The organism is Dietzia sp. SL131, from assembly GCF_026672565.1.
Lineage (GTDB): Bacteria > Actinomycetota > Actinomycetes > Mycobacteriales > Mycobacteriaceae > Dietzia > Dietzia kunjamensis.
In genome coordinates, this window is sequence record NZ_JAPPRI010000001.1 from 1 (window position 1) to 13,530 (window position 13,530).

12 protein-coding genes are annotated in these 13,530 nt (G+C 63.1%); 5 read left to right on the forward strand and 7 right to left on the reverse strand.

Features of this window, described 5'->3' with window-relative positions; translation table 11 throughout:
- Positions 1-303 precede the first annotated feature (303 nt).
- Entirely contained in the window at positions 304-1,575 is a 1,272-nt protein-coding gene (locus OVA21_RS00005) for an Nramp family divalent metal transporter (RefSeq protein ID WP_070720780.1), read from the reverse strand.
- Positions 1,576-1,887: 312 nt separating this feature from the next.
- Here OVA21_RS00005 and OVA21_RS00010 point away from each other — a divergent pair, with 312 nt between their 5' ends.
- From OVA21_RS00010 to OVA21_RS00030, 5 genes are all read left to right on the forward strand, one after another.
- Positions 1,888-3,123 (forward strand): ISL3 family transposase, encoded by a 1,236-nt coding sequence (locus tag OVA21_RS00010; protein ID WP_268091498.1) that lies wholly within the window; start codon positions 1,888-1,890, stop codon positions 3,121-3,123.
- 155 nt (positions 3,124-3,278) lie between these two features.
- Positions 3,279-4,004, forward strand: a complete 726-nt coding sequence (locus tag OVA21_RS00015) for a M23 family metallopeptidase (protein ID WP_061917731.1) — start codon at positions 3,279-3,281, stop codon at positions 4,002-4,004.
- 82 nt (positions 4,005-4,086) lie between these two features.
- Complete coding sequence (locus OVA21_RS00020; RefSeq protein WP_061917734.1) at positions 4,087-5,046, forward strand: SURF1 family cytochrome oxidase biogenesis protein; 960 nt, start codon at positions 4,087-4,089, stop codon at positions 5,044-5,046.
- A 250-nt stretch (positions 5,047-5,296) separates the two neighbouring features.
- A complete protein-coding gene (locus OVA21_RS00025; protein WP_259852130.1) occupies positions 5,297-7,291 on the forward strand; it encodes a bifunctional copper resistance protein CopD/cytochrome c oxidase assembly protein in 1,995 nt (664 codons plus the stop codon).
- 537 nt (positions 7,292-7,828) lie between these two features.
- Positions 7,829-8,320: a M23 family metallopeptidase gene (locus tag OVA21_RS00030; protein ID WP_239550792.1), complete on the forward strand. Its 492-nt coding sequence runs from the start codon at positions 7,829-7,831 to the stop codon at positions 8,318-8,320.
- 96 nt (positions 8,321-8,416) lie between these two features.
- On the opposite strand, the gene OVA21_RS00035 is transcribed toward OVA21_RS00030, so the two are convergent.
- The 6 genes from OVA21_RS00035 to OVA21_RS00060 all read right to left on the reverse strand — a co-directional run bounded on the left by OVA21_RS00035 (position 8,417) and on the right by OVA21_RS00060 (position 13,444).
- Positions 8,417-9,655, reverse strand: a complete 1,239-nt coding sequence (locus tag OVA21_RS00035; RefSeq protein WP_253002872.1) for a Dyp-type peroxidase — start codon at positions 9,653-9,655, stop codon at positions 8,417-8,419.
- Positions 9,656-9,661: 6 nt separating this feature from the next.
- Positions 9,662-10,222, reverse strand: a complete 561-nt coding sequence (locus OVA21_RS00040) for a copper chaperone PCu(A)C (protein WP_253003837.1) — start codon at positions 10,220-10,222, stop codon at positions 9,662-9,664.
- Positions 10,223-10,482: 260 nt separating this feature from the next.
- Positions 10,483-11,115, reverse strand: a complete 633-nt coding sequence (locus OVA21_RS00045; protein WP_061917650.1) for a vitamin K epoxide reductase family protein — start codon at positions 11,113-11,115, stop codon at positions 10,483-10,485.
- Positions 11,108-11,749: a DsbA family protein gene (locus tag OVA21_RS00050; protein ID WP_061917647.1), complete on the reverse strand. Its 642-nt coding sequence runs from the start codon at positions 11,747-11,749 to the stop codon at positions 11,108-11,110. Before OVA21_RS00050 ends, OVA21_RS00045 begins: the two co-directional genes overlap by 8 nt.
- Positions 11,750-12,026: 277 nt before the next feature.
- Positions 12,027-12,881: a cytochrome c biogenesis CcdA family protein gene (locus OVA21_RS00055; protein ID WP_061917644.1), complete on the reverse strand. Its 855-nt coding sequence runs from the start codon at positions 12,879-12,881 to the stop codon at positions 12,027-12,029.
- A complete protein-coding gene (locus tag OVA21_RS00060) occupies positions 12,881-13,444 on the reverse strand; it encodes a TlpA family protein disulfide reductase (protein ID WP_096907575.1) in 564 nt (187 codons plus the stop codon). The genes OVA21_RS00055 and OVA21_RS00060 overlap by 1 nt, the downstream gene beginning before the upstream one ends.
- Between the last annotated feature and the right edge of the window lie 86 nt (positions 13,445-13,530).

Sequence of the window (13,530 nt, forward strand, 5' to 3'; positions counted from 1 at the left end):
TTTATCTTATGACAAGCTAACGGTGCCGAGTTGTAGATTGTGCGAACTCTGTACCCCACCGAACCGTTCCCCACATTCGTATCGGTCAACCCCAGCGCGACCTGCGCGTGGGTGGATCTCGGGCCTGCGCTTCGTTGCTTGCGCCACCTTGACCGCAGGGAAATGACGGAATGGTGGAGCAGGTCGCCACCTGCGGACCGTTGTCGAGACTCGTGTTTCATACCACGCGTTCGCACCACGCGGAGCCCCTCCGGACGGTGCAACATGCCGCAGCAACTATGGTGCACCATAGGGTGGTGTAACTCAGGCAATTCCCGTCTCGAGAGCCACCAGCGCGACATTCAAAGCAATGATTACAGCAGCGATCGCCCAGCCCAGTAATGTTGTTTCGCGCGCATTGACCGAGGCGCCCATGAGGGATTTTCGGGAAGTGAGCCACACCAATGGCACCAGCGCAAACGGGATGCCAAACGACAGAATTACCTGGCTCAGAATCAGCGCGTACGTGGGATCAACCCCGGCTGCTAGCACAATAATGGATGGGATAATGGTGATGAGCCTGCGGGTGAGGAGTTTCATCCGGGTACGAAACAGGCCCCCCATGATGTCGCTGCCCGCGTAGGCGCCAACGGCAGTTGATGCGAGCCCTGAAGCCAATAGCGCGATTGCGAACATAAGACTGGCTGTCGTGCCGAGGGTGTTCTCGATCGCAGCGTGAGCCCCTTCAATAGTCTCAGTGCCCGCCACTCCGGGGAGCACCGATGCCGCCACAAGCAGCATCACTAGGTTCACTGACCCGGCGATCGTCAACGCGATAGTCACATCTACCCGGGTTGCCCTGATTAACCGGGAAAGCGGGTAGGTCCTCTCTGTACCGAACCTGTCACGGGCGAGTGAGGAGTGCGCGTAGATTGCGTGCGGCATGACCGTTGCCCCGAGAATACTTGCTGCCAGCAACACCGATTGGGCGCCGTCGAAGCGGGGGATCATGCCACCTAGTACTGCACCAGGCTCGGGCGGAGCAATGAACAGGCCGTAACAGAACCCGATGACGATCACGAGCATAAGGCCGATAATCGCGAACTCAAACGTTCTTGCTCCACGTTGAGCTTGCAGCAAGAGAAGCCCTGTGGAGATGACTCCCGTGATAACAGCACCGGCAACAAGGGGGACATCGAACAAGATCCACAGCGCGACGGCGCCCCCGATGACTTCAGCGACATCGGTAGCGATCGCGACGCATTGGGCCTGCAACCCATACAGGACACGCCATGCCCGGTTGGCGATGCGCTGACCGAGAAGCTCAGCCATGCTCGACCCAGTAACCAACCCGAGCTTGGCCGAAAGGTACTGGACCAGCCACGCCGCTGCGTTCGCCGCAACAAGCACCCATACCAACAAGTACCCGAACTGAGCCCCGGCAGACATGTTGACGGCAACATTTCCAGGGTCAAGGTAGGCCACACCCGCGACTAGGGCCGGGCCCAACAGCCATGCTCGGCCCGATCCCCGAGCTCTCAGCTGCAGTTTTGTCTGTGTCCCCACTGTACGAGCCCCCTTATTCCACTCCCTCATACGTTCTTCGGACGGACGTCTACCCGAGCCCGTTGTCGCCTGGCCACCAAGACGTATGGCCAGATCGACCGTAGCGCACGGACCAGCAACGGTTTGACGGCTCTTCGCATCTGAGTGTGGGTGAGGGCGACACGCCGGTGAAGCAGTAGGGAGCAAGAGGGTCGAGGCCCTGAAGGATTGGAAGTACCTCTACACCCAATCCCGAAGGGGCCTCGACCCATGTCTGAGCCTATCGGGTGCTGCCGGCCTGCCGCTGGCGCCGCACCTTCGTCTCGTTGTTCCCGCTGCGATGTTCTCGTCGGTCTCGATGACGTGTACGTCCTTGATGCGCGCATGGTCGACGAGCACCTGGAGGTGACCGTCGAGTCCGAGCCTGGGCCTGTCGGGTGCCCCGACTGCGGCGCCGTCGGAGTAGGCCATGGCCGGCAGGTAGTGCGTCTGGTCGACATCCCCTCGTTCGGTCGCCCCGTCACGATCATCTGGCGCAAGCGCCGCTTCCTGTGCCCGGGAGCGGCGTGCGAACGCTGCACCTTCGTCGAACATCTTCCCGGCCTGGCCTCGCCGCGGCACGCCACCACGACCCGCGTAGTGGAGTGGGCGGTACAGCAGCTGCGACGAGAGCACGCCACCGTCAACGGACTGGCCCGCCAGCTCGGCACCGCGTGGCACACCGTGTGGACGCCGGTCAAGGCCGTGCTGCAGTCGCTCGCCGATGATCCGGACCGCTTCGACGGCGTCCTCACCCTCGGAGTCGATGAACACATCTGGCACCACGTCTCCCGCCGCAAGCGCGGACCCAAGGAACTGACCGGGATGGTCGATCTCACCCGCGATCGCCAAGGAAAGGTGCAGGCCAGGCTGCTGGATCTCGTGCCAGGTCGCTCCGGGGCAGTGCTGGCCGAATGGCTCACCGGTCGTGGCAAGGGCTTCACCAGCGGTGTCGAGATCGCCGCCTTGGATCCGTTCCACGGCTACAAGCGGGCCATCGATGACGAACTCGAGGACGCCACCGCGGTGCTCGATGCCTTCCATGTCGTCAAGCTCGCTCTCGGCGCCGTGGACGAGGTCCGCCGTAGGTTGCAGCAGCAGATCTGCGGCCACCGCGGACGCAAGGGCGACCCGCTCTACGGGATCCGCACCATCATCCGCTGCGACCCGGCACGGCTGACCGAGCGGCAGTGGCGACGGTTCAATGACGCATTGGCCGCCGACCCCCGGCACGAGGAACTGTTCCTCGCCTGGCAGATCGCCCACGAACTCCGACAGGCCTACCACCACAAAGACCTGCCAGCCGGGCGCAGCGCTGCGGAGAAGATACTCGCGACCTTGCCGTCCTGCCCGATCCCAGAGATCGCCCGCCTCGGCCGCACTCTTCGCAAGTGGAAGGACTCCTTCCTCGCCTACTGGACCACCGACCGATCCAACAACGGAGGAACCGAAGCGATCAACGGCCTCATCGAACTCCACCGGCGCCTGGCCCGCGGCTACCGCAACCGCGACAACTACCGCCTGCGGATGCTCCTCATCGCCGGCGGGCTACGGACCTGACCCCACACTTAGATGCGAAGAGCCGGTTTGACCTGCGATGTTTCAAGTCTCCGGAGATCGCGCAAGACAAGACGATATGAAACTGTTACCGTTTCGAGAGTAATCGGAGACCGCCCGCGGCCAGCCGGAAGCATCACCACGTCAAAGGAATCAGCATGTCGAACTCTTCGCGGGCTGTACCGTTCGCCGATCTCATGGTCTCGCTCGGTGTCGAGACCACTGCGTCCCCTGCCGGCCGGCATCGGGCCCGCCACTCTGCGGGAATCGGCCGCATGGCTGCCACCACCCTGGCCGGCGCGGCGATTGCTAGCGGTGCAGCACTGAGCGCCACGCCTACCGCCTCCGCCCAATCGTCTGATCTCGACCAGGTCGGACAGATGGTCCAGGAGGTCGGCGCTCAGCACGGCATCGGGGCCGAGCAGGTCCGCGCGTACGCCAGCCAGATTCCCGGGCTAGATCAGCTCGGGCTCGGTTCTTTGCAGCTGCCTGGCAGCGTCGACGCACACAAGCCGACCGACGGTGTTGTCACTTCGAGCTTTGGCCCCCGGTGGGGCTCCAACCACAGTGGCACCGACTTCGGCGCTCCAATCGGTACTCCCTTGTACGCGGCCAAGTCTGGCACTGTCGTGGCTTCCGGGCCCGCCGCCGGCTATGGGCTGTGGATCCGCATCCAGACTGACGACGGCTACCTCCTGGAGTACGGCCACAACAACGCCAACTACGTGTCCGTGGGCGAGCGGGTCACTGCCGGCCAGGTGATCGGCGAAGTCGGCAACCGGGGTGACTCGACCGGCCCGCATCTGCACCTGGGCGTGCAGAACCCCGCCGGCCAGTGGATCGACTCGGTGTCGTGGCTTGCGACGAACGGTGTCATCATCTGACGGATGCGCCCACCGCGGCGGTCTCGGCGAACCGGAGGTCCCAGATATTGACCGCTTTGGTCCCGGGTCTACCGTGAACGGCGTGCAGAGGTTCTTTCGTGCGATCACGTCGGGATGGCTGATCGCCGTTATCGCCGTCGCGCTTTTTGTGTACGCGTGTTTCACGCTGCTTGCACCGTGGCAGTTGGGCAAGAATGAGGATCTACAGGCACGCAACTCACAACTCCGTGAGAGCATCGAGGCCGATCCGGTGCCGCTGGCGGAGCTGACGACTGGCAACACTCCGCTGGAGCAGTCCGAGTGGCACCTCGTGACGACGACTGGCCGCTACCTTCCGGAGGCAGAAGTTCTACTACGCCAACGAGCGGTCGACGGTAAAGCCGTGTACCAGGTCTTCGCCGCCTTTCGAACCGAGAAGGGCACTGACCTTCTCATCAATCGCGGGTGGGTTCCAGTCGGCGAGAACAATTCGGTGCCGGACTACCCTGCGGTACCGGCTGATCCCGTGACCATCACCGCCAGGCTCCGAATGGCTACCGATGCGCCAGCAGAGCCCATCGTTTTGCATGGTCGACACATGGTGCGCAATGTCGAAACCTCCGCAATAGGTCCGCTTGTGGGCCTCGACCTCGTGCCGCATCACCTCCAACTCCCCGGAAACCAACCCGGGTCGCTCGAGCCGGTGCCGACGCCGTCCATCGAGGCGGGCAGCTACCTGTCCTATGGGTTGCAGTGGCTCGCGTTCGGGGTCCTAGCACCAGTTGGCTTCGGGTACTTCCTGTGGAGCGACATCCGAGAGCGCCGCCGCAACCGTGCCGATGGCATCGACCTCGAAAACGACGCCGGCGAGGGCCCCCAGGGGCGGACCGACGACGGTGACAATACTGCTACCGACGCATCAGGCCGTCCCGTTGCTACTACCGCCAGCGGACCCATCTCGCATGAGCGCCTCATCGAGAAGACTGTTCGCGATCGCTACGGCACCAGGTTCGACGCGGAACGACGGCGCCATCTGCGACAAGGTAACCGTCTCGATTATTGAGTGCTGCTGCCTCAATGTGCTGACCGAACCTTTCCTTTCCGTCGCCGTGTCCCGCCAGGCGGCTACCCATCGACCTCTCGATTGACCTCGAACGACTCCGGGGCCTTCGAGGTGCAACCCGAAGCCTGGTTGGCGACGGCCTCGGCGGGCCCCGCTAATTTCCCTGGCTCCGCCGACAGCAGGACCCCCTTGGTCGCGATCCCCCTTCGTCCATTCCGGTTCTCGGGGTTGAGCTTTCTATGATGAGCCCATGAGTTCTCCTCTGGCGAGCGTGCGCCGACCTGTCTGGCCGGTCATTCTGGTCCTGCTCGTCATCGGTGCCGCTCTAGCGGTCATGCTGTCCGGATTATCAACAGCCCAGGCCCTGGTCCTTTTGGGTATTCCCGACCCTGGGATCCTCACCACTGCCGGGCTACCTGCCACACGGGTAGTCGCCGAATTGCTCTGCGCAGTCGCGGTGGGCACCGCGATGTTCGCGGTGTTCTTCACACCTGCGGCACCCGATGGGACCCTCGACGTGGCCGGGTATCGCGCACAGCGACTCTCATCGTGGGCGAATCTGGCATGGGCGGCCTCGGCCGCGCTGCTCATCTTGCTCACCCTCTCGGACACTTCGGGCAAACCATTATCCGCCTCGCTTCCGCCCGAGCAGTGGATTCTCGCCGTCGAACAGATCGAGGTCGCCTCATCGTGGCGGTGGGCTGCGTTGCTGGCTTTGATTGCAGGCATCGGCCAGCGCTTCAGCCTCTCGTGGCGTTGGTCGGCGGTGTGGCTCGCCGTCACCGTATTGTCACTGCTGCCGGTCGCGGCGACGGGACATGCGGCAGGCGCGGTGGCGCACGACATCGCCACCAATTCGCTGATCCTTCACCTCTTTGCCGCCGCAGCATGGGTCGGCGGCCTCATCGCCGTGCTTGTGCACGCCTGGTGGGGAGGCAAGAAGGTCGCGCTCGCACTGCGTCGATTCTCTGCGGTCGCGACCGTGGCGATCGTGGTGATGGCACTCAGCGGCGTCATCAATCTCTTCACCCGTTTGCGCCTGTCCGACCTGCTCACCTCCACATACGGATTGCTTGTCGTAGCTAAACTGTTCGCCCTGGCCCTACTGGGCTTGTGTGGTTTGCTGGTACGCGCCCGCATCCTCGCCGATCTGGACAGTCGGGACCCCGACGCACCGCTTCGCCGGCGCATCCTCATTCGTATCACCGGCATTGAGGCTGGATTGATGGCCGCGACTATGGCCATCGCTGTATCTCTGGGCCGCACCCCGCCGCCGGCACCTCGCTACCTCCCGAGCGTTCACGAATCGCTGATCGGCTTCCAACTCTCCGGGCCGATCACCATGGCCACGATCGTCGGGCAATGGCGGTTCGATCTACTCTCGGGAACACTGGCGGTCGTCGCGCTCGGTCTTTACCTCTGGGGCTTACGAACGCTGCGAAGGCGAGGAATCGGATGGCCGACCGGTCGCACCATCTCGTGGGTGGCCGGCTGTGTGTTCCTCTTTCTGACCACCAGCTCGGGCTTCGGCATGTATGCGAGAGCCGAGTTCTCCGCCCACATGACCGCACATATTCTGCTGTCCATCGTCGTGCCGATATTCCTCGCAATGGGGGGGCCGATGACCCTCGCCCTCCGTGCTCTACCTGCCGCTGCACCCGCAGATCCGCCCGGTCCGCGCGAATGGTTGCTCGAATTCATCAACAACCCGATCTCCCGGCTTCTCACCCACCCGGCCGTCGTCGGGGCGCAGTTCGTAGCTGGTTTCTACCTCTTCTACCTCGGAGGCATGTACGAGGAGCTAATCTCCGAGCACCTGGGCCATATGTTCATGAACGGATTCTTCCTGGTCAGCGGTTACCTGTTCTTCTGGGTGATCATCGGCGTGGATGAAACACCCACACCTGTGAGCCCTCGCACCAGATTCCTGATACTCCTGAGTTCGATGTCGTTTCATATCCTTTTCGGGCTTATGCTGATCAACTCGCAAACGATCCTCGCCGAGGCTTGGTACAGCGATCTCAACCTGCCGTGGATCCCTGATCTTCTTCGCGATCAGCAAGTCGGAGGTGGCATCTCCGTGGCCGCGGGCGAGGCGATGCTGTTGGTTGTCCTCCTCGCCCTCGGGCGCAGATGGCATTCCAGTAGAGGACAGACGCGGGAACGTGCCCACCGCGCCACGGCGGACAAGCGTGCCGAACCGCGCTCCGAGAAGGTGCTACAGCAGGGCCCGAGCTCGAACTGAAGCCGAGCTCCTTGAGGCTGCCCCGCATGCCCGCGGGCAGCAGCCAAACGACCCTCGCACGGGGGAGCCATCTTGCCCCGAGGTTTGCAGTGGCCGAATCGACTCGACTACCTTCGCACGGGTAAGATCACGAAAGCATCACGGCGCAGCGACAGAGGGGACACGGCGGCAGTGAAGAGAAGGCGCGCTCGCCGCAACGGAGACTCGCTCACAGTCGACCATTGGGGGCTCGACGGTACGGTTCGGCATCGCGGGGAACATCGCCGCCCCTCCCAGGCAACCGCCGTCCGCGATCGGGTCATCGTGGTCGCGGTTGCTGCAGGGGCGGTCACCTCGTCGGGCAGCGCTCTGGCCACCCCGCATGAAGACGCCTCCGGTGAACACATCGACCTGATCGCTCACCAATCGACGATCAGTCCGAGCGCGCCCGAGGTGCCTCCCACTGCGTCTGACCAAGCAGAGGCGCCCGTGCCACTTCCTGGCAGTCCTGAGCCCATCACCCCACGGGAGGACGCCGCGGACGAAGGTGCCGCCTCCATGGTCACTTCGCTGATGACCGGCACGGCCATCGATACGTACCGACAGGTCACTGAGGAGACCGCGCGTCGTCCGAAGGCAGCGATGCCGACGAGCGGTTCGCTGACCTCCGGATTCGGCCAGCGCTGGGGGGCACTCCACGGCGGTGCCGATATCGCCAACGCCATCGGCACTCCCATCTTGGCGGCCAGCGAGGGCATGGTCATCGATGCCGGGCCAGCGCAAGGATTCGGCAACTGGGTGCGCATCATGTCGGATGAGGGCACGATGACCGTTTATGGACACATGGAGGAAGTCCTAGTGTCCACGGGCCAGCGCGTACAAGCAGGGCAAACAATCGCCCTAATGGGAAATCGCGGTTTTTCCACCGGGCCTCACCTGCACTTCGAGGTCTGGACAAATGAGGGACGAGATCGAGCGGATCCCCTGGAGTGGCTCCGACAGAAGGGCGTCGACCCGTACTCCACCAATTCGCTTGCCGTTCAGAGCTAGCTCTGAACTGTTCTGAGGAGCTGGCGCCCTCGTGTGCGGTGCGCCGCCTCGGGCTGTCAACCGACTGTCGATGCCATTGGCCAGTACCTCGGACGGTTATCCCTCCATCACTCCTTGGCCGATATAGCCACCCTCCTGGCATCCGGGCGGAATGGCGAAGACAGCTGATCCGATCGGCACAGTCCAGGTGTTAAGCATGTCCTGCTCGGCGAGTCGTTGCTGGATCGGGAGATACTGCCGTACCGGATCGGCTTGGTAGGCGGCGAACAGCAGTCCGGAGTTGCTGATCTCACCTGGCTGCGGGGTGTCGTCGTAGTTGTACGGTCGACGTAGGATTGTCTCGCTTCGGTTGCGCGAATGCGCACGGGCGATATGCGATTCGGCGGGAATGACGGGCAAACCGACCTCGTTCATCGCCGTGAAGTCTGCGGGGTCGTGCTCGTCTGTGCCAGTGAGCGGAGCACCCGTGTCCAGTTTTCGTCCCACCGAAAGCTCGCGGCTGTTTCGGTCGATCTCCTCCCACGAGTTCATCGTCATCCGGATGCGGCGCAGCACCAGCGACGTCCCCCCACGCATCCATTGCTGTTCCGCGCCGTCTGAAAACAGCAGCGCCTCGAAGTCGGATTCGGCGGGGGCGGGGTTGACGGTGCCGTCAAGCTGGCCAAACAGATTCCGCTGCGTCCGGCCGGACGGATCGGTGCCAACTGCCCGCCGGAATCCGCGCTGGACCCACCGCTGGGTGGCGACACCACGGACACCGGAGGCCAGGACGCGGGCGGCGTGAGCCACCGTGAGTGGGTCATCCGCGCAGATCTGAAGCAACAGGTCTCCGCCGGACCATCTGTCCTCGAGACGGTCAATCTGCGGGAAAGCGGGGAGCGGTCGAAGCCACTGCGGACTGCGGCCGCCCAGTCCGACTTTGCCGAGCAGGTTGGGACCGAAACCGATGGTGACTGTCAGTCGGGCAGGATGCTCTGCCAACTCGGGCTGGAGATCGGCAAGTCCGCTTCGACCCCGCGCCAACCGGGCGGCGTCGTGAGTCCAGGTGCGCAGCACTCCAGTGAGGTTCTCTCGGTGCGCCTTCTTGCTGAGGTCAAAGGCCAGGAAGACCGCGTGCGCCTGCGGCGCGGTGGTCACTCCGGCCTGTCGGTCGCCATAGAATGGCTCCGTCGCGTCTCCGACCGCGCGAGAATCGGTGAGAACAGCCCTGTCTGCGGAGCTGGAAGTGGCGGTCCTATCGGCGACACCGAATCCTACGACGCCGCCGGCCAGAGCGGCGCCACCGGTCAGAAAGCCCCGGCGGCCGAGTTGTGGACCACGGTCAGACCTCGCCACCGTCGTTCACTCCCCGCCCTGATATTTTTCGTTGCCCCCCTCGAAGGATCTCCCTGAGACGACCATCTCAGTGCTGTTGCCATCGTCGAGTTCGAGAGTGATCGTCACCTGTTGGCCTGTGGTGATCGGGCCACGCAGCCCGATGAGCATGACGTGATTGCCCCCCGGCGCCAAAATGAGTTCGCCGCCCGGAGGGATCGCAAACCCTTCCTCTCGCTTCTGCATCGTCGCCGCGCCGGTCGGGCCGGGCACAGTCTCGTGCAGCTCGGCCTGCTCGGAAACGTCGGAAGAAGCACCGATCAGCCGAAGGTCGGAGTCGGACTGATTTCGCAGGGTTCCGAACACCGGCGTCATCACCTCGGCCTGGCGATTCATCTCGCCACCGGAATGCTCAGTTTCGGCGCCATTCGGGTCAGCTGCTTTGACCCAGACATCTTCTGCCACCAGCGGGGCAACCTCAGCCGGCGCCGATGATGTAGCCGTAGCGTCGCCCTGGGAGTCTGCAGTGCAGCCGGATAGCAGCAGAGTACCGGCGGTGATCGCCGCAGCGAATACCGATTTGCGCATTGTGTTCACTCGAACTCTCCCCCTCCGCAGCACGGAAGGTTGGGGCCACCTTCGGCGTTGGGCAGGCACCTCGCACTCACATGAAGGACCATGGTGAAGCGATTCGAACCGCGGAACGTTAGTGCCAGTGTATTATGCTCCGCGCTGTCACCTGTAACTGGGCGCGGTCGGGTGTGCGGGCGCGGCCCCGCGAGCGATGATGAGCGGCGTGTTCGCGGTGCTTGGATCACTCAAGTGGCCCAAGGAGTTGGTGCTGACGGTTACATCAAGCTGATCCAGTAGTCCCAGAAACGGGCCGCGATCAGTGTGATGACGAGGAGAACCCAGGCGGTGAGAAGTACGCCGTGGTAACCCGTGGCGATCTCAATGCTCTGTCGCGCCCATCGCGGCGTGGACCCCTGGAAGTGCTGGAGGTTGTACACGGTGGTGTACCAGAATATCGGGATTGTCACCGCCCACACGACCATGCAGTACGGACACAAAGCGCCGATTACGTAGAGACTTTGATAGATCAGCCAGTGGACGAACACCACCGCGAAGGTGACACCGACTTGGGCGCCAACCCAAAACCAGCGGCGAAATCCACTGCCGGCCAGGACTGCCCCACCGACGACAGCGACCGCGGCGAACCCTGCGATTCCGATAATCGGGTTCGGGATGCCGAAGGCCTCAGCCTGGGGTGTGGTCATGACTGAGCCACACGAGAGAATCGGGCTGACGTCGCAGGTGGGTATGTAGTCAGGGTTGACCAGTAGTTCGAGTTTCTCTACCAGCAGCACGATGGCTGCGGCGAGCCCGATGAGCCCTGCACCGATCAGCAGTGCACCGAGCCGACGGGCGCCCACCTGGACGTGTGCGAAGTCAGCCTCGGACCCTGCCGCGGTTTCAGTCATTCAGGGCTGCCTCGATGCTGGCTTCCAGATCGGCAACGCTTGTCGGCTCGAGGCGTTGGCCGTCCAGAAACAGCGTCGGCGTGCCGGTAACTCCGAAGGCTTGAGCGTCTTGTCTGCTCTGTTCGATGCTGGCCAACGTGGCCGGATCGTTGACATCGGCACGGAAACGGTCGACATCTAGTCCCAGTTCATCGGCGTAACCGACGAAAGTTTCCGCCTGGGAAGTGGATTGGTGGCCCCACTGGTCAACGGAGTCGAACAGTCGCTGATACATAGCCTCGAACTCACCCTGTTCGGCCGCAGCTTCCGCCGCCAGTGCTGCATTGACCGAGTTATCGTGCAACGGCATGTGACGCACCACGAATTCAACCCGATCCCCGTACTTGTCCCGTAGGTCCTCGATCACCGGGTACAGAGCCAAACACCCTTCACATTCGAAATCGAGGTACTCGACGAACACTGCTTCCTCACCCTCGGACAATCGGGGGCTGTCCTCACGCACCAATTGCGCGGTCGGCTCGTCCCCGACCGCCTCAGGGGATGACTCGTCTTGACTGTTCCAGACCAGCATGCCGGCCAGGATGAGCCCGACAACACCGATCAGGGCCAAGGACAATGCCAGGTTCTTACTCAAGTGACTTCCCTACTTTTAGAGGCTGTGCAACCAGACGACCGGACACCGTCTCGCACGGAATTCTGAGCATTCCCGGAGGCGTGCCGACGGCTCGCGACCGACTTCTGGTAACGCAGAGGCACGGTCAGGTACGGACAGCAATGGTGGGCGGCAATGACGGAGCCAGTGTGCCAGCGACGGTTCGGGGAGCGGTAGCTCCGATACGAGCAGCCCACAGACCATTGATGATGATGGCTGCCAGCGACCGGACGACAATCTGCGTGCGCACACTCCTAACTCAGATCGGCAGCGTGGTGTCGGAGATGGCGAAGTCGCGAAGCCAATACACGAACTGAGTCCAAAGACCACTAAGCAGCAGCAAACCGACGATGATGAGCATGACGCCGCCGGCGATCTGAATTTTCCGGGTGTGTCGTTGCAGCCATCCGACGGTGCGGATGGCCCTCGTAGACCCAAACGCCACTACCACGAAAGGCAGTCCAAGCCCCAAGCAGTACGCCACAATAAGGAGCACTCCGCGAGCCGCGTCGATTCCAGTCCCAGCGGCCACTGACAAGGCCGCCGCCAGCGTCGGACCAAGACAGGGGGTCCACCCCAGAGCGAAGACGGCCCCGAGCAACGGTGCGCCCGCCCAGGTCGACAGAGCTTTGGGCTGCATGCGGGTGTCCCTCTGAAGTACGGGAACGACCCCGATGAACACCAGCCCCATGAGGATTGTGACTACTCCGCCGAGCCGCTGCAGTAGCTCCTGCTGGGGGGCGAGATACTGCACGGCCCCCAACACCATCGCCGACAGCAGGACGAACACCACCGTGAACCCTGCCACGAACAGCAGAGCCGCCAGAACCACGCGTTTGCGCGATGACGATCGGTAGCGCTTCTCCTCAAGCGTGAGCGTGCCCGATGCGGCGCGACGTTGTTCTGCCGCCTGCACTGTGACTGCCGGGCGCTCCGCACCGACAATGCTTGCGAGATAGGCCAGGTAGCCGGGCACGAGCGGAACCACGCACGGCGAGGCGAACGACACGAGCCCCGCGAGCATGCACGCACCTAGCGCGAGCAGAAGTGGGCCGGAAGCCGCTGTCTGCTGAAAGGCCTCACCAATGGACTGCGCGAGCAACACCGTGCTCATCAAGCGTCGCTCCCGACCGGCTCCGCGAGCAGCCTCTCGATGAGCGGCTCCAACTGATAATCAGTGATCTCCGCTAGAAACACCGCAGCCACCCGATGTTGCTTATCGAGGATCAGTGTCGCCGGCACCACCGACGTGGGAAAACCGTCCAGTGCCGCGACCGCAGCCTGGGACGGGTCCCAGATCGAGGGATAGGTGACCCCGTTGTCCTTGACGAAGTCAACGGGTTTGTCGCGATTCGGGTCACGCAAATTGACGCCGACATTGGTGAACCCTCGGGATTCGTACTTGTCCTGCAAGCGTTGTAGATCGTCGATCTCCGCTCGGCACGGCCCACACCATTGGCCCCACAGGTTGATCAGCACCACATCGCCGGGATAATCACCGACGGCCACGGTCATCTCGGGGTCGAGCAGGTTCGGCCCAGACATCGGCGCGATCTTCCTACGCTCCTCCGGAGGGTCGTAGAAAATCTCCAACTGGCCATTCGGGCTGACGAAGTCGAACGTCTCGCCGGTAGCGACAGCGTCAGCTCCGGTCGCGCAGCTTGTCAGCGTCAGCATGCCGACTATGGCTGCGGCTACTGTTCCGATGGACTTGCAGGAAGTGCGGTTTCGGCGACCGCACACTGCTCTAGGCCTTATGGACA

Excerpts from the sequence above, each read along its gene's own strand:
- OVA21_RS00045 (WP_061917650.1), bottom strand. The coding sequence starts at position 11,115 with ATGACTGAAACCGCGGCAGGGTCCGAGGCTGACTTCGCACACGTCCAG.
- OVA21_RS00005 (WP_070720780.1), bottom strand. The coding sequence starts at position 1,575 with ATGAGGGAGTGGAATAAGGGGGCTCGTACAGTGGGGACACAGACAAAA.
- OVA21_RS00060 (WP_096907575.1), bottom strand. The coding sequence starts at position 13,444 with ATGCTGACGCTGACAAGCTGCGCGACCGGAGCTGACGCTGTCGCTACC.
- OVA21_RS00030 (WP_239550792.1), top strand. The coding sequence starts at position 7,829 with ATGGTCACTTCGCTGATGACCGGCACGGCCATCGATACGTACCGACAG.
- OVA21_RS00015 (WP_061917731.1), top strand. The coding sequence starts at position 3,279 with ATGTCGAACTCTTCGCGGGCTGTACCGTTCGCCGATCTCATGGTCTCG.
- OVA21_RS00055 (WP_061917644.1), bottom strand. The coding sequence starts at position 12,881 with ATGAGCACGGTGTTGCTCGCGCAGTCCATTGGTGAGGCCTTTCAGCAG.
- OVA21_RS00040 (WP_253003837.1), bottom strand. The coding sequence starts at position 10,222 with ATGCGCAAATCGGTATTCGCTGCGGCGATCACCGCCGGTACTCTGCTG.
- OVA21_RS00025 (WP_259852130.1), top strand. The coding sequence starts at position 5,297 with ATGAGTTCTCCTCTGGCGAGCGTGCGCCGACCTGTCTGGCCGGTCATT.